Source organism: Microcystis sp. M109S1, from assembly GCF_020247025.1.
GTDB lineage: Bacteria > Cyanobacteriota > Cyanobacteriia > Cyanobacteriales > Microcystaceae > Microcystis.
Genome location: NZ_JADBRW010000327.1, coordinates 1 through 22,278, shown reverse-complemented (window position 1 = coordinate 22,278; position 22,278 = coordinate 1). Strand labels below are relative to the sequence as shown.

General features: G+C 40.6%; 17 protein-coding genes and 2 pseudogenes. 12 read left to right on the top strand and 7 right to left on the bottom strand.

Annotated features, from left to right (window positions below; genetic code table 11):
• Nucleotides 1–154 precede the first annotated feature (154 nt).
• Both IM322_RS16515 and IM322_RS16510 read left to right on the top strand, forming a co-directional pair.
• A pseudogene (locus IM322_RS16515) lies at nucleotides 155–1,842 on the top strand (Calx-beta domain-containing protein); the annotation flags it as partial.
• A 262-nt stretch (nucleotides 1,843–2,104) separates the two neighbouring features.
• Nucleotides 2,105–5,313: pseudogene (locus IM322_RS16510) on the top strand (DUF4915 domain-containing protein).
• Nucleotides 5,314–5,377: 64 nt separating this feature from the next.
• Here the strand turns inward: IM322_RS16510 and IM322_RS16505 are convergent.
• A complete protein-coding gene (locus IM322_RS16505) occupies nucleotides 5,378–6,259 on the bottom strand; it encodes a glutaminase (protein WP_287672305.1) in 882 nt (293 codons plus the stop codon).
• 12 nt (nucleotides 6,260–6,271) lie between these two features.
• Between IM322_RS16505 and IM322_RS16500 the strand changes: the two genes are divergently transcribed.
• Nucleotides 6,272–7,498 carry a molybdopterin molybdotransferase MoeA gene (locus IM322_RS16500; protein WP_287672306.1) on the top strand — a complete coding sequence of 409 codons (1,227 nt, stop codon included), beginning with the start codon at nucleotides 6,272–6,274 and terminating at the stop codon, nucleotides 7,496–7,498.
• A 29-nt stretch (nucleotides 7,499–7,527) separates the two neighbouring features.
• Here IM322_RS16500 and IM322_RS16495 read toward each other — a convergent pair whose 3' ends face one another.
• From IM322_RS16495 to IM322_RS16475, 5 genes are all read right to left on the bottom strand, one after another.
• Entirely contained in the window at nucleotides 7,528–9,168 is a 1,641-nt protein-coding gene (locus tag IM322_RS16495) for an MBL fold metallo-hydrolase (RefSeq protein WP_287672309.1), read from the bottom strand.
• Nucleotides 9,169–9,192: 24 nt separating this feature from the next.
• Nucleotides 9,193–9,315 carry a DUF8629 family protein gene (locus IM322_RS16490; RefSeq protein WP_002737208.1) on the bottom strand — a complete coding sequence of 41 codons (123 nt, stop codon included), beginning with the start codon at nucleotides 9,313–9,315 and terminating at the stop codon, nucleotides 9,193–9,195.
• A 420-nt stretch (nucleotides 9,316–9,735) separates the two neighbouring features.
• Entirely contained in the window at nucleotides 9,736–10,242 is a 507-nt protein-coding gene (locus IM322_RS16485; RefSeq protein WP_287672311.1) for an HNH endonuclease, read from the bottom strand.
• Nucleotides 10,243–10,288: 46 nt separating this feature from the next.
• The gene (locus IM322_RS16480; RefSeq protein ID WP_287672314.1) at nucleotides 10,289–10,651 is read right to left on the bottom strand and encodes a hypothetical protein; all 363 of its coding nucleotides are present in this window, start codon (nucleotides 10,649–10,651) and stop codon (nucleotides 10,289–10,291) included.
• Nucleotides 10,648–11,343 (bottom strand): hypothetical protein, encoded by a 696-nt coding sequence (locus tag IM322_RS16475; RefSeq protein WP_287077275.1) that lies wholly within the window; start codon nucleotides 11,341–11,343, stop codon nucleotides 10,648–10,650. Before IM322_RS16475 ends, IM322_RS16480 begins: the two co-directional genes overlap by 4 nt.
• A 289-nt stretch (nucleotides 11,344–11,632) precedes the next feature.
• Here IM322_RS16475 and cysK point away from each other — a divergent pair, with 289 nt between their 5' ends.
• Nucleotides 11,633–12,592 (top strand): cysteine synthase A, encoded by a 960-nt coding sequence (gene cysK / locus IM322_RS16470; protein ID WP_287672316.1) that lies wholly within the window; start codon nucleotides 11,633–11,635, stop codon nucleotides 12,590–12,592.
• A gap of 217 nt (nucleotides 12,593–12,809) precedes the next feature.
• On the opposite strand, the gene IM322_RS16465 is transcribed toward cysK, so the two are convergent.
• Nucleotides 12,810–13,538 carry a hypothetical protein gene (locus IM322_RS16465; RefSeq protein WP_287672317.1) on the bottom strand — a complete coding sequence of 243 codons (729 nt, stop codon included), beginning with the start codon at nucleotides 13,536–13,538 and terminating at the stop codon, nucleotides 12,810–12,812.
• Nucleotides 13,539–14,058: 520 nt separating this feature from the next.
• Here IM322_RS16465 and IM322_RS16460 point away from each other — a divergent pair.
• From IM322_RS16460 to IM322_RS16425, 8 genes are all read left to right on the top strand, one after another.
• Entirely contained in the window at nucleotides 14,059–15,168 is a 1,110-nt protein-coding gene (locus IM322_RS16460) for a T6SS phospholipase effector Tle1-like catalytic domain-containing protein (RefSeq protein ID WP_287672318.1), read from the top strand.
• 79 nt (nucleotides 15,169–15,247) lie between these two features.
• The gene (locus IM322_RS16455) at nucleotides 15,248–16,765 is read left to right on the top strand and encodes a glycoside hydrolase family protein (protein WP_287672320.1); all 1,518 of its coding nucleotides are present in this window, start codon (nucleotides 15,248–15,250) and stop codon (nucleotides 16,763–16,765) included.
• A 24-nt stretch (nucleotides 16,766–16,789) separates the two neighbouring features.
• Nucleotides 16,790–17,938 (top strand): hypothetical protein, encoded by a 1,149-nt coding sequence (locus IM322_RS16450; protein WP_287672323.1) that lies wholly within the window; start codon nucleotides 16,790–16,792, stop codon nucleotides 17,936–17,938.
• 49 nt (nucleotides 17,939–17,987) lie between these two features.
• Entirely contained in the window at nucleotides 17,988–18,395 is a 408-nt protein-coding gene (locus tag IM322_RS16445; RefSeq protein ID WP_287672325.1) for a hypothetical protein, read from the top strand.
• A gap of 122 nt (nucleotides 18,396–18,517) precedes the next feature.
• Complete coding sequence (locus IM322_RS16440; protein WP_287672327.1) at nucleotides 18,518–20,191, top strand: DUF4127 family protein; 1,674 nt, start codon at nucleotides 18,518–18,520, stop codon at nucleotides 20,189–20,191.
• Between the two features lie 36 nt (nucleotides 20,192–20,227).
• Nucleotides 20,228–21,241 carry a hypothetical protein gene (locus IM322_RS16435; RefSeq protein ID WP_287672329.1) on the top strand — a complete coding sequence of 338 codons (1,014 nt, stop codon included), beginning with the start codon at nucleotides 20,228–20,230 and terminating at the stop codon, nucleotides 21,239–21,241.
• Nucleotides 21,242–21,717: 476 nt separating this feature from the next.
• Entirely contained in the window at nucleotides 21,718–22,044 is a 327-nt protein-coding gene (locus tag IM322_RS16430; protein WP_287672331.1) for a glycoside hydrolase family 75 protein, read from the top strand.
• Between the two features lie 40 nt (nucleotides 22,045–22,084).
• Nucleotides 22,085–22,278: helix-turn-helix domain-containing protein (locus IM322_RS16425; protein ID WP_287713267.1), on the top strand; the 194-nt coding region annotated here is incomplete at its 3' end.

Here is a 22,278-nt window from a genome sequence, read left to right as displayed (position 1 = left end):
TTGACCTCGATGACCATTTTTATTGATGTGATGGCTTTGACATTCTGGGCATTTCATTGTTCTTTCTGCTTATTTTATTTTTTATTTATTTTACCTCATCATCTCTTAATCTGACAACGCCGGTTATACAGTAGGTACGACCACCGCAGTGACGGGAACAATTAATAATGATGATACCAGTGTCACCCTAGCAGTTTCTCCCAGTAGTGTCACTGAAGATGGGACAACAAATCTGGTTTACACCTTTACCCGTAGTGGAGTAACCACTAATCCCTTAACTGTTAACTATACAATCGGAGGGACAGCTACCAACGGGACAGACTACACATCTATTCCCACCAGTGTCACCTTTGTAGCTAATTCAGCGACTGCGACTGTAATAGTTGACCCCACTGCTGACACAACTGTTGAATCTGATGAAACCGTTATTTTAACTCTCGCGACCGGGACAGGTTATACAGTAGGTACTCCTGACGCAGTTACCGGGACAATTACCAATGATGATTTACCTAGTAAGCTAAACGGCTTTTACTTCGGATCACCGATATAGACTCCAAAAGGGTTATAGCTATTGGATCATGCAGGTTAAGCGCCGTTTAGCTTATCACTCTTGCTGTCTCTCCCACAAGTGTGACAGAAGACGGGACAACAAATCTGGTTTATACCTTCACTCGCAGTGGAGTAACAACAAATGCTTTAACCGTCAACTATACAGTTGAAGGGACAGCTACCAATGGAAGCGATTACACTTCTATTCCCACCAGTGTCACCTTTGCTGCTAATTCAGAGACTGCGACTGTAATAGTTGACCCCACTGCTGACACAACTGTTGAACCCGATGAAACCGTTATTTTAACTCTCGCGACCGGGACAGGTTATACAGTTGGGACAACTACTCCAGTGACGGGGACTATTAATAATGACGACTTTTCCCAACTCTCCATCAATAATATTACCGTGGTCGAAGGCTTAGATAATAATGCCATCCTCACCGTCACAGTTGATAACCCCAATCCGCAACCAATTACCTTCAATTATACCACTGCACCGATTAATGCTACCGCCGATGTAGATTACACTAGCAAAACCGGAACTATCACCATTGCTGCTAATACTTCCACCGCTACTATTAGCATTCCCATCCTCAATGATAACCTCAACGAAGCCGATGAAGCTTTTACAATAACCCTGTCAAATCCAGTTAATGCTACCATTAACCCCGAAGGAGGAATAGGAGAAGTTATCATTACTGATACTTGGCAAAGCAGTCTCACTCGCACCCTACCCAATAATGTCGAAAACCTGAGACTAATTGGCAGTAATAATATTAACGGTACAGGTAACGCTGGTAACAATAATATCACCGGAAATAGTGGCATTAATCAAATTAATGGTGCTAATGGCGCTGATATTCTAACTGGTGGTCCAGGTGCAGATACTTTTATCTTCCAATTTGGACAATCTACCATATCCGCAAGCGATCGTATCACGGATTTTGCCATCAATAGTGATAAAATCGACTTATTAACTCAAGGCGGACTCGCCACCAATGCACCGATTAGTTTCAGTCGCGCTGCTGATAGCACTGTCACCACTTTACAGAATTTAGTCAATCAAGTATTTACTGATGCCAATGGAGCCACCACAGGCAATCAAGGATTAGGGGTTAATAGTGCTGCCTTAGTGCAAGTAACAACTGGTGCAATAGCCGGAACTTATCTAATTATTAATGATAGCACGGCTGGCTTCCAATCCAGCAATGATTTATTAGTAAATATCACTGGATTTACTGGTACTTTACCTGCTTTAGGAAGCATTAATGTTAGTAGCTTCTTTATCTAAGTGTCTAAGCTCTACTTCTGTGATTCGGTTAGCATAATGATTAAAAATGAACCCAACAACTGCCAATTATAATGAACCCTGGAAAGAAGCATTAAGTCACCTAGAAAACGGGTTTCTTGAAGAAACCCGTTTTCTGTGCGTATTTGCGGCTACCAATTCCGTCAAAAAACCAAAATTAACAATCCGCCGTAACGCACCAACTCTATTATTAGATTGGTGCGTTACGCTATCGCTAACACACCCTACAGGCTAGACTGTGGTTATGATGAATCAATCAACTCCCAATACTAATCAATCTATTCCCGTAGAGATAATTGCTTCCCGTAACTTCATTGATTGGTTAGAGTCTCAGCAGATTAGTCTGGCTTTTACTACCTATCAAAGTTCTCGACTGATGTTTTTAGGAGTTAACCCTCAAAGGGGGATGTCGGGATTTGAGCGGATATTTGACCGCGCCATGGGTTTATATGCTACCCCAGAAAGGATTTATCTTAGTTCCCGCTATCAAATCTGGCAACTAGATAATGTGCTATTATCCGAACAGCTTTATGATGGTTACGATAAACTTTATATCCCCCGCATTAGTTATACTACTGGGGATTTAGATATTCACGATTTGGCAATAGAAAATCTATCTGAAAGAATTATATTTATCAGTACCATGTTAAATTGTCTGGCAACAGTCAGCGATCGCCATAGTTGTATTCCCCTATGGAAACCATCGTTTATTTCCGCTTTAGTCAATGAAGATCGTTGTCATCTCAATGGTTTAGCTTTGGTAAGCTAAACGGCTTTTACTTCGGATCACCGATATAGACTCCAAAAGGGTTATAGCTATTGGATCATGCAGGTTAAGCGCCGTTTAGCTTAGATGGGAAGGCGCGTTATGTTACCGCTTGTAGTCAATCAGATGTGGTGGATGGGTGGAGAGATAGAAGACAAACTGGCGGTTGTGTCATTGATATTCAGTCTAATGAAGTGATTGCTACTGGTTTATCTATGCCTCATTCTCCCCGATTTTATCAGGGTAAGTTATGGTTATTAAATGCGGGTACGGGTTACTTTGGTTATATTGATCAAGACAAAGGCATTTTTGAGCCTGTTACTTTTTGTCCTGGTTTTCTGCGTGGTTTAGCATTTGTCGGAAATTATGCCATTGTTGGATTATCTAAAAGTCGTGGGGGAGATAAGACTTTTTCGGGGTTAATCTTAGATGATAATTTAATGGCTAAAGAAGCAGAACCTCGCTGTGGTCTGCTAATTATTGATTTGAAAACAGGTGAAGTTATTCACTGGATACGCTTAGAAGGTGAAGTTACCGAACTTTATGATATACAAATCTTAGAAGGAGTTAAACGTCCCCAAGCTTTAGGATTTCAAAATGATGACATCAGTAAAATTATTACTCTCGATCCTATTTCTCCTTTAGTTGGAGGAAATATAGCAAATAATCAGCTTGATACTTCGCCAGCAGATACCCTTTATCAGCAAGCATACACCTTGCAAAAACAGGTTAAGCTTGAAGAAGCGATCGCTCTCTATCAACAATTAATTAATCAATCTCCCCAATATGCACCTGCTTGGCATCAGTTGGGGGTGATCATGGATAGTTTAGGACAAATTAATCAAGCTATTTTGGCTTATAAGCAAGCTTTATTGATTAATCCTAATTATGCAGAAACTCACAATAATTTGGGAATAATAGCAGTTAGCAAGGGAAATTTAGACGAGGCGATTATTTGCTTTAACAAAGCCATTTGTGGCAATCAAAACTATGCTTTTGCTGATAATAATTTAGGTTTAGTCTTACAAATGCAGGATAAGTTAGGGGATGCCAGGGTCAAGTTTCAAGAAGCAATCAGGAAAAACCCTAATTATTCAGAAGCACACTTTAATTTAGGCAATGTGTTACAACTACAGGGAAAGACTGAAGAAGCGATCGCTTATTTTCAAGCAGCAATTAAGCTTAATCCTAAATACATTAAAGCTTATAATAGTTTGGCTTTAGCTTTAGGAAGACAGGACAAAGTAGAAGCAGCTATGAGCGTATTTAAGCAAGCTTTAGCCATTCAACCTAATTCATTAGAGGCTTTTGCTTGCTTATTTTCTATGAAGGAAATGACTTGTAATTGGAACACAAGAGAAGCTGATTTAATCCAACTTTGGCAATTAACCGAAAAACAGTTACAAGAGGGAAAATCTACCGCAGTAACTCCCTTTGATACCTTATATAAACCTTGGTCTGCTAGTCAACAGTTGAAAGTAGCTTGTAACTATGCTCAAGAGGTTAAAAGACAATTAGCCTTAGGGACTAAATCCCTCAACTTTAACCATTCCCGCACCCGATCTGGACGATTAAAAATAGGTTATTTATGCCATGATTTTCGTAACCATCCCACCAGTCATTTGATGCAAAGTGTGTTTGGTTTACATGATCGCAATAACTTTGAAATAATTGCCTATTCCTATGGTCCTGATGATGGTAGTGAATATCGTCGTCGCATTGCTAATGATTGCGATCGCTTTTATGATATTGCTACTTTATCAATTACGGAATCTGCACAACGGATTTTTAATGATGGGGTGCATATTTTAGTTGATTTGATGGGGTATATTGATAAGGCGCGGACGCAAATATTGGCTTTAAAACCTGCACCGATTCAAGTTAATTATTTGGTTTATCCGGGGACAATGGGAGCAGATTTTATCGACTATATTATTAGTGATGCCATAGTTACCCCACCGGAATCTGCTGATAATTTTACTGAAAAATTAGTAATTTTACCGGATAGTTATCAGGCTAATGATTATCAACAAATTATATCATCTAAACCTGTTACTCGTTCCCAGTATGGTCTTCCTGAATCGGGTTTTGTCTTTTGTTGTTTCAACCATACCTATAAAATTGAGCCGCAAATATTCACTGTATGGATGCAAATTTTGGCTAATGTTCCCGGTAGTGTGTTATGGTTATTTTCGAGAGTAGCTGAAGCTGAAGCAAATCTACGTCGGGAAGCACAAGCGCGAGGAATTGAGGGTGATCGCTTAATTTTTGCCCATCTCGAACCTAAGCCGGAACATTTGGCGCGACATCAACTAGCTGATTTATTTCTTGATACTTTATACTATAATGCTCATACTACTGGGAGTGATGCTTTATGGGCAGGTTTACCGATTATAACTTGTCCAGGTACAACTTTTCCTTCCCGTGTTGGTGCTAGTTTATTGACAGCTATTGGCCTACCTGAATTAATTACTAAGAATTTAGAGGAGTATAAAAATTTAGCGATTAATTTAGCAAAATCTCCTGATAAATTGCAGGAAATTAAACAGAAACTAGCACAAAATCGTCTTACTTATCCGTTATTTGATACCCTTCTTTTTACCCGCAATTTAGAAAAAGCTTATAGGACAATTTGGGATATTTATGCTGCGGGAAAATCACCAGAGATGATCAGGATAGCCAATTGATCACTGGAATTATTAGGGTAAGCGCATCTTATGAGGAATTAAAGCTTATTTTCATAGATTAAATTTACTTGACAAAATGACTTATATGTGTTAGTAAATTAAGTCCTAAAATTGAATTACCTTGCTCATTTAACAGCGGACTATAACAAGCAATAACGCCCTGTTCCGGTACAATTGATAATAACGCCCCACTGACTCCCGATTTAGTGGGAAAACCCACCTCAAGGGCGAATTGTTGGGAAGCTTCGTAGAGTCCACAATTAGTCATAATTTCTAGAATAATTTCACCAAAAGGAGCAGCTAAAATCAACTTACCTAAATTAGCAAGATCGGCAATTTTTCCAGATAAACAACAGATTCGATTGTAGGTTTCTAGGGCTAAATAACGATGACTAATATAACCATTTTTTTCTAATTCTAAGCTTAAAGCTTGATTGTGTGCTTTAGGATAGGAGTGAACAGACTCAAGCACAGAACGATCAAGAAATAATTGACAATTACCCATTTCATTTAACCATAAAAGCAAATTTTCACAGCGAGATTCTGGCGTTTCTCCTGCTAATAAATCCGCCAAGGCGATCGCACCACTGTTAATCATAGGATTACGGGGAAAACCGCAATCCTCTTGCAGTTGAGTTAAGGAATTAAAAGGATAACTAGAAGCTTCTTTTCCCACGCGACGAAAAACAGCATTTTCCCCTAAATGAGTTAAAAGATATAATAACAAAAAAGGTTTAATCACACTCATCAAAGGAAAAGTTACAGTTTCATCTCCCCAAGACAAAATCTCCCCCTCAAGACAGTGAATCTGGAGAGCGAAAACCTCGGTATTAACTTGGTTCAAAACCGGTATATAATAAGGAGTCTGACCCTTCAGATCCGATAAATGCACTTCCCCGACCCAAGCTTGTATATCTTCCACCCTTAATCTAGCTAATCGGTTCATTTTTTTTAATCCATGTACTCAGTCAAAGAAGCAGAATCTATAATTTTAACTCAAATTCAACCCCGACAAGAAACAGAAAAAGTTTCTCTAGAGGCAGCTTTTGGGCGCATTTTAGCCGAAGATATCAGCAGTGATTTAGACTTTCCCTATTGGGATAATTCTGCTATGGATGGCTATGCTGTCCGCTACGAAGATGTCAAAGACACTAATCCAGAAAATCCCGTTACTTTAAAGATTATCGCCGAAATTCCCGCCGGCAAAGTCCCCGAAAAAATTATTCAACCCGGAGAAACAGCCCGAATATTTACAGGAGCAATGTTACCCGCCGGCAGTGATACGATTATTATGCAGGAAAATACTGACAAAAAAGGCGAGCGAGTGGCGATTCTTATCCCTCCCGAAAAAATAGGTCTTTTCGTGCGTCAACGCGGCACATTCTATCGAGCGGGAAATACCTTATTAAAAGCTGGTATTGCCCTTAATTCCCCAGAAATAGCGGTTTTAGCCACGGCACAAGCTACCGAATTAACAGTGTTTTCCCGTCCCCAAGTGGCAATTTTCTCCACGGGAGATGAATTAATTAATCCCGATGAAACCCTCCAAAAAGGTCAAATTATTGACTCGAATCGCTACGCTTTAACCGCATTTGTCGCCAGTTTAGGGGCAATTCCCAGACCCTTAGGTATAATCAAAGATAATCCCGATCTTCTCAGAGAAACGATCAGAAAAGCCATTAATTCTAGTGCTATCGTCCTTTCCACCGGCGGTGTTTCCGTAGGAGATTACGATTATATCGAGGGAATTTTAGGGGAATTAGGGGGAAAAATTCTGATTGGCAGCGTTGCTATTCAACCGGGTAAACCCCTAACCTTTGCTACTTTTCCTAACGGTTGTATTTACTTTGGTATCCCCGGTAATCCCGTCTCTGCTTTAGTTTGCTGTTGGCGCTTCGTGCAAATGGCCATTAAAAAATTATCGGGATTGACAGAATATCAGAACAAATTTCTGCGAGTTGTCACCCGCGATACTCTCAAATCTAAGGGACAAAGAGAAGTTTATCTCTGGGGAAAAATAGAAATTATCGAGGGAGTTTATCAATTTCAACTCGCTTCCGGACAACACAATTCGGCTAATTTAATTAATTTAGCGGGTACTAATGCTTTAGCCATAATTCCCCAGGGTAAAACTACTATACAAGCGGGAGAAACAGTAGAAGTTTTGACTGGACTTCCCCTTTGAGAGCCAGTTTCAGATTTTTTCAGCAAACCCTATATATTGCCCTCAAAAACGGGACAATAGCCTTCGGCAACCACTTTAAAACCGTAGAGGGGAGAAGCGGGATTCCAACAGCGCTGACTTTTGTAGTGGACACAGACACGACAGCAATCCATCTCCTCTAAAGCTTTGGTGATGCGATTGGGACTCTCGCTTAATAATTCCCGTTGGGAGACTCCCCGTAATAATAATTCTTCCCCTTGCCAGCGCGCTTCCACCAGTCCCGTATCGGCGAAATTACTCCACCGGGGATCCCGGGTGATCGGCTCTGGTAAGGTGATAGTGACGATCAAATCCGATTCATTTAATTCTCCCTCATAGTGACTGGGGGCCGGGGGTGTCGGTTGCATAAAGCGATCGCCAATAGGCAATTCCACCAGAGTTCCCACGGCCGGAGAATGGAGTTGATAACGGCTTTGTAATTCTTCTAAACTGGTCAAATCCGCTAGATATAGGGGCGAGCCATGGACGAACATGATATGCTGTGGTCGCAGGTTATGGATCAGTTGGGTGGTGTTGCGACTATCGCTATGTTCGGCCAGTAGATAGGTTTCTTGGCTAATTAATCGCGAACGCTGTGCCGCTTTTAATCGGGGATTCTCCAGGTTGATATCGTGCAGGTGTTGGGGAGCTAACATTAACCAAGGTTTATCCCCTTGCAGATATTTACTCACCTCCCCTAGGCGATCGATTAGTAGAATTATCGGAGTGGTTCCCCCTAGAGGTGTCGGTTTTTCTGGCAACCTTCGCAACCGGGGACAGATGCGCTCATCCCAAAATAAGGGCTGATGTTTGGCAAAATTCTGGACAGATGCGGGAAATTGTGGTAAAATTTCTAGGTAGGCATCGCAAGCTTTAGCGATCTTGCCCCCAACCCAGATATCAATGTCGCGGCCTGTGAATTGGTGGTGCGACCGCAGTAATTTTAAAATTTCCTGACCCAATCCCAAAGCGGGGACGGGTAGTAAGACATTTTGCCCCTCAGCGATCGCCTGATAGATGCGATTCATCAACTGTTTTTCCTGCTGTCGTCGGTGGGGATGGCGTTCTGTGCCGTAACTGCCTTCAATAATCAGCACATCGGGGGATACTCCCCGCAGCAGATCGATCGATAATCCTTCCACCAGTTGAAAATTAGACAGGGAAAAATCGCCGGTATAGAGGACTTTATAGGTGCGTTTGGGGGTTTTGTAGGTGAATAGGACCACGGCGGCCCCAGGGAGGTGGCCAGCTGGAAAAATCTCGACGGTGAGATCATCAAAGAGAGTGATCGGCGATCGCCATGGCCAACCCTGACAGAAACTGCCGATTTCCTCGGCAGCATCCGGCCATTGTAGGGGCAGCAGTTGTACTGTCACCTCACTGGCATAAACTGGCAATTGGGGATAGGTCTGATGGAGAGCCATTAACCCACGGATGTGATCGCTGTGGGCATGACTACAGAACACCATATCCACGGGGGGTTTTTTGTTTTGGGTCAGGGGTTGCATATCGGCCAAACCGCAATCTAAAAGTATGCGATAGGGACCGATTTTCAGTAGGAGACAAACCCCTTCTGATGCGTGACCGACACCAAAAGGTAAACAGGATAAAAGGGATTTTGACCCCCAGACGGCAGTAGAGCGTTGAACCATGGCAACCCTGATCATGATGACTGGTTAGTGAGCGGAACCATTGCCATCGTAGTTATCGCTATCGTAAAAACCGTTGCGGGTGCCGAAAAAGAGACAAGAGACGGTGAATACGGCCGTCAATGCCAACAAGATTAATTTGATGTCCATATAATTAGTGCAACTCCTCAGAGGGTATCTCCCTCATACTAACCTAACTTTTTCGGTTGTTAGCAGCTAGGTTTCGGATTTGTCCCTGGGCGCTCACCCTCTTTTAATAGTTAAACTTGCCAGTAATTTGTGATAATTTCATCAAAAACTACTGATAATTATCTGAACAACTAGCATCTTTTGTCATAATAGTCAAGAAAATTTCACAAAAATTTAGCCTGACTTTAAATTCGCCTTTGCTAAAGTGCGACGTAATGATAGGTGTAAATTGTCTCTTTTAGACCTAAGGCAAAAGCAAACAAGTTATTCATTTTGACTCAGATTAGCTCAATTCAATTATAGTGGAATTTTACTATGAGTTTTCGATTAGAGTTGAAGGCTATTTAATCAGATTATAAACTTAATTAAAGTTTATTAAAATTAAAATTTGTTAAACTCTGCTAAGTCATTGGTCTTTTCAAGAAGAGGATAACGAAGTGCTGTTTCATCGACTAGGCTAGATAAATACTCATAAGTGTGACGAAGTTCATAGGCATTATCATCACTTTTTGCTTGGTTACACTGCCAGCAGACCAGTTGTAAGTTGTCAAAATCAAACATTTTTTCGGGACAGCGAGCTTTATTAATTATATGATCGATAGTGACATAATTGGGATGAAAAAATATCTGATTGATTTGATTAATAACTTTTTCCCCTTGAGAATTATTATATTCGTAACCCCTTTTGACCGCTTCTGACTGAGAAGAAGTTTTAAATTCTTCGCCATGTTTCATCTTTTTGCCACAAAAAGGACAGGGTTTTTCTTTGGCCATTGTTCGATATTGATTCGGGCTAATTAATCCTTTTTGGGGATGTTCGATAACTGCTAGATGTTGATTAGCATTCCAGATTTCTGCAATTTCATCGGAGCTATATAATTTAGACAACTTTGATTTTGATATTTTAGTCATGGCAGTACATCATAAATAATAATCATAATAAAGGATATTTAGCCAAAGCTTTATCTGCTATTTCATGCAAATTTTTAGAGATTTTTTCTAACTCTTGTTTTCCTTCTTCAGACATTTTTTTGGCATTTTCAGACTCAATAATTGCTAAATCAATGGCTTTGACAAGACTTCCCTTATTTAATTCATGCTCAAATAAACTGACAACTTTATAAGTATTATTTTTAAAATCCTGAAGAAGCTCCCAAGAGCTTTTAACCTTTCCCCAGCCGATATTATAATAGCCCTTTTTTCTCGCTTGTCTTTGTTGCTCTGGGGAAAGACCATGAAATACTTCACTATTTCTTTTTTGCCATTGGCGATAGCTCATTTCTTCTAGTAAATTCATTGCTTCAGTTCCTGGTCATCTGCAAAGTAACGAGTGATTTCTTGCCACTTTTTATCGCCATAGTTATTAATAATATATTTTTTAATATCGCCCAGTTGTCTTCGTAGTTTATCATTAGTTTTTTCCAGAGATTCAACTGTAGAGATGGCTCGCTCTTTTATTTGTGTAATCCCATCCTGTTGTTGCTGAATAGTATTTTTTAGATCGCTCACCGCTAGATTATAACTGTCTTTATGAACTAATTCCTTTTCCAGTAAAGCCTGTTGACGTTCCCGGGCAGTTTTAGATAGACTAGCCTTTAACCATTGACCTAAACGATAAATCTCAGATTGATCAAAGTCTAATAAATCTTGACGTAACTGCTCTAATTTTTGTAGCAATTCATTAACTTTTTCTTGCCAATAACTGACTTCTTGTTTAAGCTCAACATTCTCGTTGTATAAATTCTGATTACTTTTTCCTAACTGTTCAATTTTGCCCTCGTGTCTGGATATTTGCAACGACTGATTTGAATTAACTTTGGCTCTATCATTTCGTTCTTGTATGATAATCTGGAACAATTCCGCCGCTACAGGATCATCAAGATGTTCTACAATCCATTCTAGATGACGTGCTTTTAACCTATCGATCAAATAGCCCTTAATTTCTATGTGTTGTTCTTTCAATATAGCTAGATTAGATTGAATGGTCATGACCGTAATTCTGACTTTAGTAACTTAATCTATAGTTATTTTAATACAAGTATAAGCTTTTGGAAAAAAGCAATCTTATTCGGTCATAGTAGTTTTGCCTGTTTCTGGGAATCAACTCGGACCGACTGAAGAAACAAAGGAAAATGGAAATTTTGCCGATCTAGGGCTGGCCTTTGCTATAAGTGAGCTATATAGCGCCTCCTTGGCTAGTGAGGAAATTCTCAAACGCTAAAGCACAGAGCTTACCGCTATAACTAAGCACACGAATCACCTAGACTGAGAAAATATCATGCGTATCGCTCACGATGTTACCGAATTGGTTGGCCGCACACCTTTAGTACAATTGAATCGGATTCCCCAAGCGGAGGGCTGTCTTGGCCGAATTGTGATGAAATTAGAAGGGATGAATCCCGCTGCTTCCGTCAAAGACCGGATTGGCACTCACATGATTAATAGCGCCGAAAAAGCGGGTTTAATCAATCCAGAAACCACGGTTTTAGTGGAACCCACTTCTGGCAATACGGGAATTGCCCTAGCGATGACTGCGGCAGCTAAGGGTTATCGCTTAATTTTAACTATGCCGGAAACGATGAGTTTAGAGCGCCGGGCGATGTTAAAAGCCTACGGTGCTACCCTAGAACTTACCCCCGGTTCCCAAGGTATGAAAGGGGCAATTTTACGCGCTCAGGAAATCGTTGATAGTATCCCCAGCGCTTATATGTTGCAACAATTTCGCAACCCTTCTAACCCGGAAATTCACCGTCTCACCACTGCTGAGGAAATTTGGCAAGATACGGAGGGACAGGTAGATTTTGTTGTTGCGGGTGTGGGTACTGGAGGCACGATTACAGGAGTCGCTGAGGCAATTAAACCCCGTAAACCTAGTTTTCAAGTAGTCGCGGTGGAACCTTTCAATAGTCCAGTGATTTCTGGTGGTAATCCCGGTCCCCATAAAATTCAAGGTATCGGTGCGGGTTTTATTCCGGAAGTTTTACGCACAGATCTGATTGATGAGGTAATTACTGTCAGTGATGAGGAAGCTTTTCAATTTGGTCGTCGTCTGGCAAAAGAAGAAGGTTTGCTTTCAGGGATTTCTTCCGGTGCTAATCTTTGTGCGGCGATTCAATTGGCCCAACGACCGGAAAATGAGGGTAAATTAATTGTGGTGATTCAGCCTAGTTTCGGGGAACGTTATCTGAGTACGCTGATGTTCCAAAATATCGAGGAGCGCGAGTTAACTTTGGTGTAAAAAAAATATCGTCTTCAGCCTCTAGCAGTCAGCATTTAGCCTTAGCTTTAACTATAGCAGTTATCTTCATGGTGGGGTAGCATTCAGTTATCAGTTATCAGTTATCATACTAAATCCGGTTATTAAAAACTGATTATTTATTCTCCCTTTTGCCTCTCCTCATAAGTAGCCTATACTTAACGGATTTAGTATCAGATGTGAGTTTTCAGTTCACTGATTACTGTTTACTGTTCACTGATTTGAGGACGGATTTTCTCACCGATAGCGGCATTTGTAGAGGTTGCGGTTTGGTTGCTTCTTTGCTGGCAAAATTATCGAGTAAAGCCGATCGCACTTGCGTATCGGTTTCTCGCGAGAGAAGATAACGGAAGTATTCTTGGCATTGTTCTCGACGACTGGGGGAAAGTTGCATTTCACTTAAACGTCGGACTGCCATTAAGCGCATTAAGGGATCATTGACTGTTAATTTTTCTAACCAGCGATCAAAGTTTTTTGACTCATTTTGACCGCGATGGTCGAGAAAATGCCATCCTAGCAGGATTAAAGTCAAAACCGTGCCAAATCCTTGCAAAATTGAGGCCAGGGCCAACCAGCGATTTTCGGCATAGGTCCAAATTGCCAGAGCGAGATAGGTGGCTAAACTGCCCAAACCGCCACAGACTACCGCTAAAGTTAACTTACCGCTATCGGCGCTGAAAAAAGCACGCCCCCACAGCCACAGCGAGCGCCAGTTTTGACCCTGGAGATGGTAAACTCCGATCATCGCCCCCACCCCGGTTAAAGTGGCCAAAACTAACTGCCAATTCCACGCCCAGAGGATCAAAAAACTAGCACAAGCTGCCGCCCATGTCAAGAATTGACGGGTTTTTTTTGCCGCGAGAGTTTTGATGACTCGACGCTGCAGAGCGGGGGAAAAATAGGGACGAAGACGGAATACTGAAGACACGGGAAGTTTTTCACTGAGGGTTCGATGATTACTATAGCCTGTTCTCAGGCAGACAGATCATTTTTCTTGGTAAAAATCCTTGTGGGAAAAGAGCGCAGTGCTAGGGTGGGCTAAAATTGCGATCGAGAATCAGCTAAACTTCAGGTTGGCGAGCTTAGGTATTAAGATGGTTGGCAATCAAACTCAACTTTTTTTATTAATAAATAGCTCAACAATATTCTGTAAACTTATATACATAAATCTAAAGAAATGTATTAATTTGCCGTCTTTAGGGCAGCAAGTTCTGATAGACGATCTAAAGTAGTAAGTATAAATACCGCATCTAATTTTACCTAGTCACGCCAGCTATCTAACTCATCTATTTCACTTCCGAACAGAGTTAGAACTTCCTTTGTCTTGGTTGAGTCTTGCGGAAATTTTACCTTAAGGAAAATCTCGATAATTTTGAGTCATGATTCACTAGAATCCTCAAATATTCCATAAACTGGCGAGTTTTAAGAAACCTAGGAGGTTCATCGCTATGAAAAGCCGTCTTATTGTTTGTTGTGATGGAACTTGGCAAGATTTAGGACAAGGTTATCCTACCAATGTTGTCAAAATGGTGCAAGCTATCACACCACTTGATGATAGTAAGGGCAACCCCATCCGTCAAATCATCTACTATGACGAAGGGATTGGGACAAAACAATCTAATGCCGAGGTAACTGATACTTTAATTAAAATTGCTGGAGGTGCTTTAGGCATTGGCATGGATCATAAGATTGAGGATGCCTATCGTTTTCTGTGCTTAAACTATCAACCTGAAGATGAAATTTATCTCTTTGGGTTTAGTCGGGGAGCTTACACTGTACGCTGTTTAGCTGGGTTAATTTATAATTGTGGTTTGTTGTATCGAGAATTTATCCGACAAATCCCCAAAGCCTACGAAATTTACCGAGAAAAACAAGACCCAAATAACGCACCTAACGGTAAAAATGCCATTGATTTCCGTAATCAGTATGGACGACGAGTTCCCATTAAAGCCTTATGCTGTTGGGATACGGTTGCTTCTTTAGGTATCCCTGATATCGTCCATTCTCTGCACTTGGATGAAAAGTTCAACGAACGTTATCGCTTTTATGATTCGACCATCAATCCTACAATTGAAAAGGCGTTTCATGCAGTTGCCATTGATGAAATTCGTAAAGTATTTGATGTAACACTAATCCGTCCCCATTCTACCCACATCAGACAACAAAAAGAACAAGTGGTTCAGGTTTGGTTTCCAGGGGGTCATGGTTGTGTTGGTGGAGGTTCTCAGAAAGAATCTGGCCTATCCGATGGAGCTTTATTGTGGATGATGGAACAAGTCGAAGCCTTGGGTTTGGCCTTAGATAAAAGTTATATTCAACATGAAGTTCATCCCAATTGTAGTGCGAGTTTTGATAATACGTCAAAATGGCCATTTAATGTAGCGGGAACAGCACCTCGTCAGTTTGAAGGGGATGTTAGCAATTTACATGAAAGTGTTAAAAATCGCTGGACAGACCTGAATATTAATCCACCCTATGAACCTGCTATTCCCGAAATTCAAATGATTCTTGAGAAAGAGCTTGGTGCTTTGAGAAAGAAAGAAATAGTCTCTGTTTAGCACTTCGCTGCCTCAAAAATGTCGCTTTCACTTTACTTACATAAAAACCCATAATCTGACCTAATTAGGAGGATTTGCCATGAAAGTATCACAGAACTGTATTGATCTGATCAAAAAGTGGGAAGGTTGCAAGCTTACCGCTTATAAATGTCCAGCTGGCGTTTGGACAATTGGAATTGGAACCACTCGCTATCCTGATGGACGACCTGTGAAACAAGGGGATAAGATTACTGATCAACAAGCGGAAGGCTTCCTTGTCCATGAATGTGAGGAAAAAGCCAAGGCTGTGGATAAATTGGTAAATGTTGCTCTAAATCAAAATCAGTTTGACGCTTTAGTTTCCTTTGCTTATAACGTAGGCATTGGAGCTTTTCAAGACAGTACCTTACGACGTAAACTGAATGACAAGGATTATGAGGGGGCTGCCAATGAATTTAAACGTTGGAATAAAGCAACAGTTAACGGGGTACAAGTTGTGCTTGAGGGGTTAACGAATCGCCGTAAAGATGAGGAAGCTTTATTCCGTAAAAATGATAGTTTTGGAACTCCTATTGAGCTTGAAGTCTCTCCTGAACATTCTGTAACTTGGTTGAAAGGATATTTAGATGGGGGAAATACGGTAGTTGTTGCCTACAATGATCAACAAGTGGTAGAGGTTGTCAAACTAGAAACCAATTTTAAAGATGATTTGATCGATCTGTTGCAACAATATCCTAATGCTCGGAATTTTCATCTTGCTGAACCGGGGAGTCCTATTCCGCAAGCAGCACAAGTTTTATTCGCAGGTCGTAATCAAACCCTTTCTCAAGTGGAAAATCCACCTCAATTAAATCGAGGACTGTTACTCAAAGGCATGAGTGATGAAGATGCTCCAGGCCATGATATCCGAGAAATGCAGGAACGCTTAAAAGATTTAGGCTATTACCAGAAAGAATTGGATGGTATCTTTGGCAGTGGCACGGATGAGGCGGTCAGAAAATTCCAAGCTGACGTTTTTGGTCACTCCGAAGCAGATGGGAAAGTCGGACCAAAAACTTGGGCTAAATTGTGGGGAGAAGAAACAACACCCCCACCTACTCCTCAACCTGCTCTCGGAACTTATCTCCGACTGACTAAAACTAACCAGAAAGACGGTGATGGTTTATATATTCTCATTTTGGAATATATCAAGAATGGACAGGTAAAAGATCATCTTAAAGTTTGCTCTGGACAACGGAGTAAACAACTTTTCCGCACCGGTCCTCAAAGTGTATCGGGTTCCATGGAACCGCTGCCTGAAGGTAAATGGTACATTAATGACATTCTCTGGGCAGGTGGCAAAGATAAATATGGACCGACTGTTTTTAGTAATGGTCTGGGTCCAGTTACTACCCCTATCAAATATGTCGGACCGAATTCCACACGGCGAAGTGCTATTGAAATCCATATTGATTGGAATGGAAAATATTGTCATGGTCCCTGTCCAGGAACGGCAGGTTGCCTTGGTATCTACGATATTGCTGACTACAAAAAATTAGTTAGTTGGCTACGAGATACTAATCCCCGTGCTCTATATGTAGATTGGGGCTTAGGAACTTGTCCTCAACCTCAATATTAACCAAAATTATAAAAACTAACCACCATGAAATCTAACCAAGAACCAAGACAAGTTAATTTTCAGAAATCAACCCTTTGGATTTCTCTTATTTCTCTTTGCTTAATAACCAGTGGTTGCCATGAGGATTTAAGCCAAGTCCGAGAATTTAGTAAGGTATCAGGAACAATTCAAGAAACATCTGAAAAGCTGGGAAAAGATATATATGAATCTTGTCTCAGACGAGAAAACCGACTGGATGAAACCGAGAAACTCCAATCATCCTTTGCTCAAACTCAATTTCCGTCTCCTTCTGGCGTTTTAACTCGTGAAAATAGTCGGACAAGAACATTAGAAGGATTTGAAGAATTTCCAGTCACGGGAGATTCTAATCCTTATAAGTTTCCCCCGATTAGAATGGATGAACGATGCGATCGCTTTAAACCCGTCGCTAAATCTACCATTCAAGCCAATCTTCTTGCCGTCAATTATTTAGAATCCCTCGGACAATTGGCAGGTGATCAACGGGTTTCACTGAACCAAAATCTCACGGATATTGGGAGTGCCATTACCAATCTCAATTCCATCTTTGAAAAAGCTAAAATATCCGTGCAGATCAATTCAGATTATGTTAAAGCGGGAGAAAATATCGTTGGCTTTTTACTGGATAATTTTGTTGTTAAGCCCATTCAGCGTAAAAATCTTAAATCTGTTATTGTTTGCCAAGATGAAAATTTTCAACAATATATTTTCTTGCTCAATGAAGTTAATCAACTTTACCGAGATAGGTTAGAAAGTGAAAAAGTTGGACTTTATCGTTACTTTGAAGAGCGATTTCAACAAGCACCCACTCGCTATCGCAATAATATGACAGAGTTTGCCAATGAAGTTCAAGTAATTACCCAACAATATGCCCAAGAAAAAGTTCAATTGAACAGTCGAAAAGAGCAAGCAGAGGCTTATATCGCACTATTATCGCTTACGGCTCAAAATCATCATAAACTAGCCATTATCTTGGGTAATAATATGGATAAAAAAGCGATTCAGTCATTCTGTCCACAGAATCCACCTTCTGATACGGCTGGGATTTCGCAGACCTTAGAACTTCCTACTCAAAAACAACTCAAGGAAGCTGAAAAAGTTTTAGATAACTATCTCAAAGAAGCTAAACCTTTAGTTTCTAAACTCAACCAATAGGCTCAGTAGAAATGCTTCCTATTTGTCTCATTTAAATTGAGGTAAAAAGATGAATACATTGACTCGCTCAGACGCTAAAGCACTTGCTCAAAGAATCCTAAAATTAGTCCCTGTTCTCCAGCAAAAACGCTATGAATTATTTAACAAAGGTGAGTTAAAACCTGAAGAATTTTTAGCGATCGCTCGCTATGAGAGAAGATTATTAGAATTAGTGGATGATTTGAGTTTGATTATCTTTCAAGAGGTTTTAACTGACTTAAAAGTTCCAGCGATAAGACTTCAAAAATCCACTCAGGAGGTGCAAAATGCTCTTCAAACAATTGAAAAAGCTAACCAATTTATTGGCATTGCCAAGGGTTTTGTTAATCTCATTGGAGCAGTAATTTTGGCAGTTAAATTAGGAACACCTGCAACGCTAATTGGCTTAGTTAAAGCGTTAGATGACTTGTTAAGCTAAACGGCGCTTAACCTGCATGATCCAATAGCTATAACCCTTTTGGAGTCTATATCGGTGATCCGAAGTAAAAGCCGTTTAGCTTAATTACTGTTTAAGAATCCCATCTTAAAGGAGAAAAAATGATGACTACCCAAAAACTGAAAGCTCTAGTCAATACTGTTATCAAACAATCTACCCTAGATAGCAGTCAGATTACCGACCATACTCAAAAATTTTCCTTGACAGCAGGAGATAAACTTGAGATTAATGATTACAAATCTGCCGCCAATAACCACTGGGAATTAGAATTAACAACCCCTGTTAATGAGATGGCGAAATGGTTCGCTTATATTCCCCATGTCGAAATTAAAAGTAATGACCCTATGGCCAAGATATTACAAGATATTAAGCTGTCTCAATTTAAGGTGTATCATCGACCAACAGAACAAGATGGAGATGGAGTGGGGATTCCCCCTAATGGACAAGACAACCGTTCTGAACGGATTTGTCCTGTGTACGTTCTTAGTCCGAGAAGACAAACAGATTCTTTAGTTAGACAACTGATTACACTGCTTCGGGTCAAGGATACAGCGTTCATTATTGCAGAACGATTGGTACAATATCCTGAAGACTATCTCCCCACTATTTCTCAATTTGAAAAAGCGGTTATTGTCCAATCTTTTGTTGGTGTCGGTCCTCCTCAACCGGATGCAACTCCTTATCCAGATTGGGCAAAAGAAAGACACGACAAAGAGTTGTGGAGACTCGAACAATCTATCCGTCTATTACAGTCGATGAATCGAAAAATCTCAGCTGTCGTTTGTGCGATGGGAGATTCTCAAAAACATTCATCCAAAGATGTGCGAGAAACAATGCAAACAAGATTATACAATCTTCTGGATAAGTATAATCTCTCGGATCTCAAACAGCCAATTACTTGGGGAGCAGATGAATTAGTAGCAATGGGAATCGCTCAAACTCTTCCCAAAACTAAAGTGCGTGTCCGCATCTCTAATAAGGAGACTGAAATGTGGTACGACGGGAGACGACCACCACGAGAACTTGTGACTGAAAAATTACCAGCAGTTGGGTTAGAAGAATCAGAAACTGACTGGGATTTCGAGGTCGCTATCCTAACTCGTCGTCAAAATGGTAGTATTGATGATTATCAGAAAGACGACCAGGAACAAGCGGAATTAGATACTCATTTTTTATCAGAGTACAACAACTATTCTCCTGAACAACGCCGTAAATTAGTTATCATTGATGGCCGACTTTTTAATGGGGCTTGGAATGCCACTTCTGTGTTACCTTATGATGATTTATTGGCCTTTGGTAGCTGGGGAACATTTGGCAATTGTGTTGGCTCAACTTTGGCAGTGGCTAAGATTCTCTTCCATGCTCAAAATCCCGTCGCTCAGAAACAACTTTACCTAGAGGCAATTGCTCATGATGTTTTTGCTAATGGCTATAAAGAAGTTCAACGACCCGAAGAACCTAAAAGCTTCTGTAATCAGCTAAAAAATCAAACAGGAATCACTTTCAATCATTACGACGGATATGATAATCCTGCTACGGTCAAAAAAGTCTTTGAGGTCTTAAATCGGCGCGTTAATGCCAGAATGCAGGAACATTTTACCGGACTTCCCCTTGTTAATAACCGAGTCTTCCGAATTACCCCGCAATTTTGGCGCACTTTTGAGAGTGAAGTCCACATCTGGCCACGATTACCAGAGGAAATTCATAAAGTTGGTATCTATCGTACTGATCTGGAAACGATCGCTTTTAATCCTTCATTGGGTGATCAATTCGTCTAACAGTCAATTTTTCAACAATCTCATAGGAGAAATACCATGACTTCCCTACAAATTATTAGTCCCATCAATGATGCTCGCTTTGAACGTCTAAAACCTGTTACTTTTACAGGTAAAGTCGATCCTGGAATAGTCACTGTAAAACTCAAAGCAGATGATCAACACCCCCTTGGCAGTGGTCAGGTTAAAACGGATGGTTCTTGGTCGATTACTTATTCAGGATTCACGAATATCGGCAAGCGCAAAATTACTGCCTTTGGCTATGATCAAGCTAATCATGAAGAAGAAACCAGCATTATAATTTATGTGGCAGACCCTTCACCCCTCATGGATTATACTAAGACTATTCACAACGGTCTGGTTTTAGATGCTTACAAAAAACTCCAACACACCAATTCCCTACCAACCGATCACAGGTTAACTGATGCCGAAGGATGCCGGTTATTTGAACAAGGAATCCTACCCATCCTCCAGTCCAAAACAACCTTTATGGAAGCAACGGAGGAAGGTCGAAACAAACTAAACGAATTAGTTGAACAGGACCCAGAGACATCTATTGCTAAATATCCCTGTGCTTATTCTGTCTCCTGTGTGATGAAATATTTGGCTGAAAAGTTAGGATTAGCCACTGTCAAAGCACTGTTTAAAGATCCCTTTTCAACTGAGAATATTCGAGTTACAGGCGTTGAGACAAAACTGCGTCGTCTCGGTTTTCTCTACTTTTTGAAAAAAGATTACCTAGCACCTCGTGGGGCAATAGGAGCAAGATGGCCTCGAAATAATCAGGATCAATCGGGTCATATCTATTTCATCACCAAAGATGGAGCAAAACGGACTCAATTTCCCAACCCAGAGAATGATTGGGATGATCAACAGGGCAAACACGAAACCGGAATAAACGGGCCTAAATGGCAAATTAAAGACCTTCATGCTGAAAACCTCGATTTCTTCGATCATGTTTTTATGCAATGGGAGAATGGCTATACCGAAGGATTTTGGTTGCCACCGGGTATTTATCCTTTAAATCGTGGTTTCAATCTGTCGAATCTTTAGTTCCGTATTCTAACAATGCCCATGGGCCGACCGTTTAAAGTAAGTGGCACTTCGGTAATAGCTTAGTTTCTAATGGCAATTGGTCAGTCTCTTATCGTTTTACTGACAACGGCAAACGTCAAATTGAAGCGAGAGGATTTGATCAAGATAATCATTCTGTTGCTAGTGAAAAGATTACTTTAGAAATTAAAGCGTCTCCCATAAGCTGTGAACCAAGAACGAAACTCTTTGAAATTGGCGGTCATTCTGTTTGGCAAATTTCAGGACAAACCGCTTTTTTCTATCAATCAAAAATGAGTATTGATGCCGATGGTGCGCCTAATGCTTATCACCCAGACAATATTGGCTTAGATGATCTGAAAAATGCCGGTTATCCAAATACGTCTTGATGGAAGAATATTCTTGTCCCTGACCCTCAAAATCCTAATCGAGCTTATGAGCAACCCTCTAGACCCTATCAAGGTTATTTTGTCTCTATGACAGCTTTACAGGATGGAACTAGGGCAAAAACTGATCCCAGTCGCTATGTTGGTTCTACTCGGATACCCTATATTGTTCTCCCCAGTGGTGGCAGTGCCGGGGCAAAACTGGGGGATCTTGCCGTGGTTTTTAATGGTAAAAACGGCAAGATTGTCAATGCGATTTATGCAGATGTTGGTCCATCCAACAAAATTGGCGAGGGTTCAATTGCCCTTGCTGAAGCGTTGGCCATTCCTTCTAGTCCCCGAACAGGTGGTGTGAGTAGCGGTGTTATACTTTGCACGGCTATAACTTGCATTTTTTACTCAAAGACAATAATATAGTTTAAGGGTCATAATTAGAAGCAAAGCACTCATTGAAAACATAATTAACCTAGAATTCACGGAAGAAGAAAAGAACTCACTGTATTATGAAAGATTTCATCATCCCCATCCCCAGGTTCAACTTAAGATGGAAGTTCTTTGGTTAAAGAGTCAAAAAATATCGCACCCAAAAATTTGTCAGTTAGCAGGAATCTCGCCAAATACCTTATTAACTTATCTTCGAGATTATCAAGA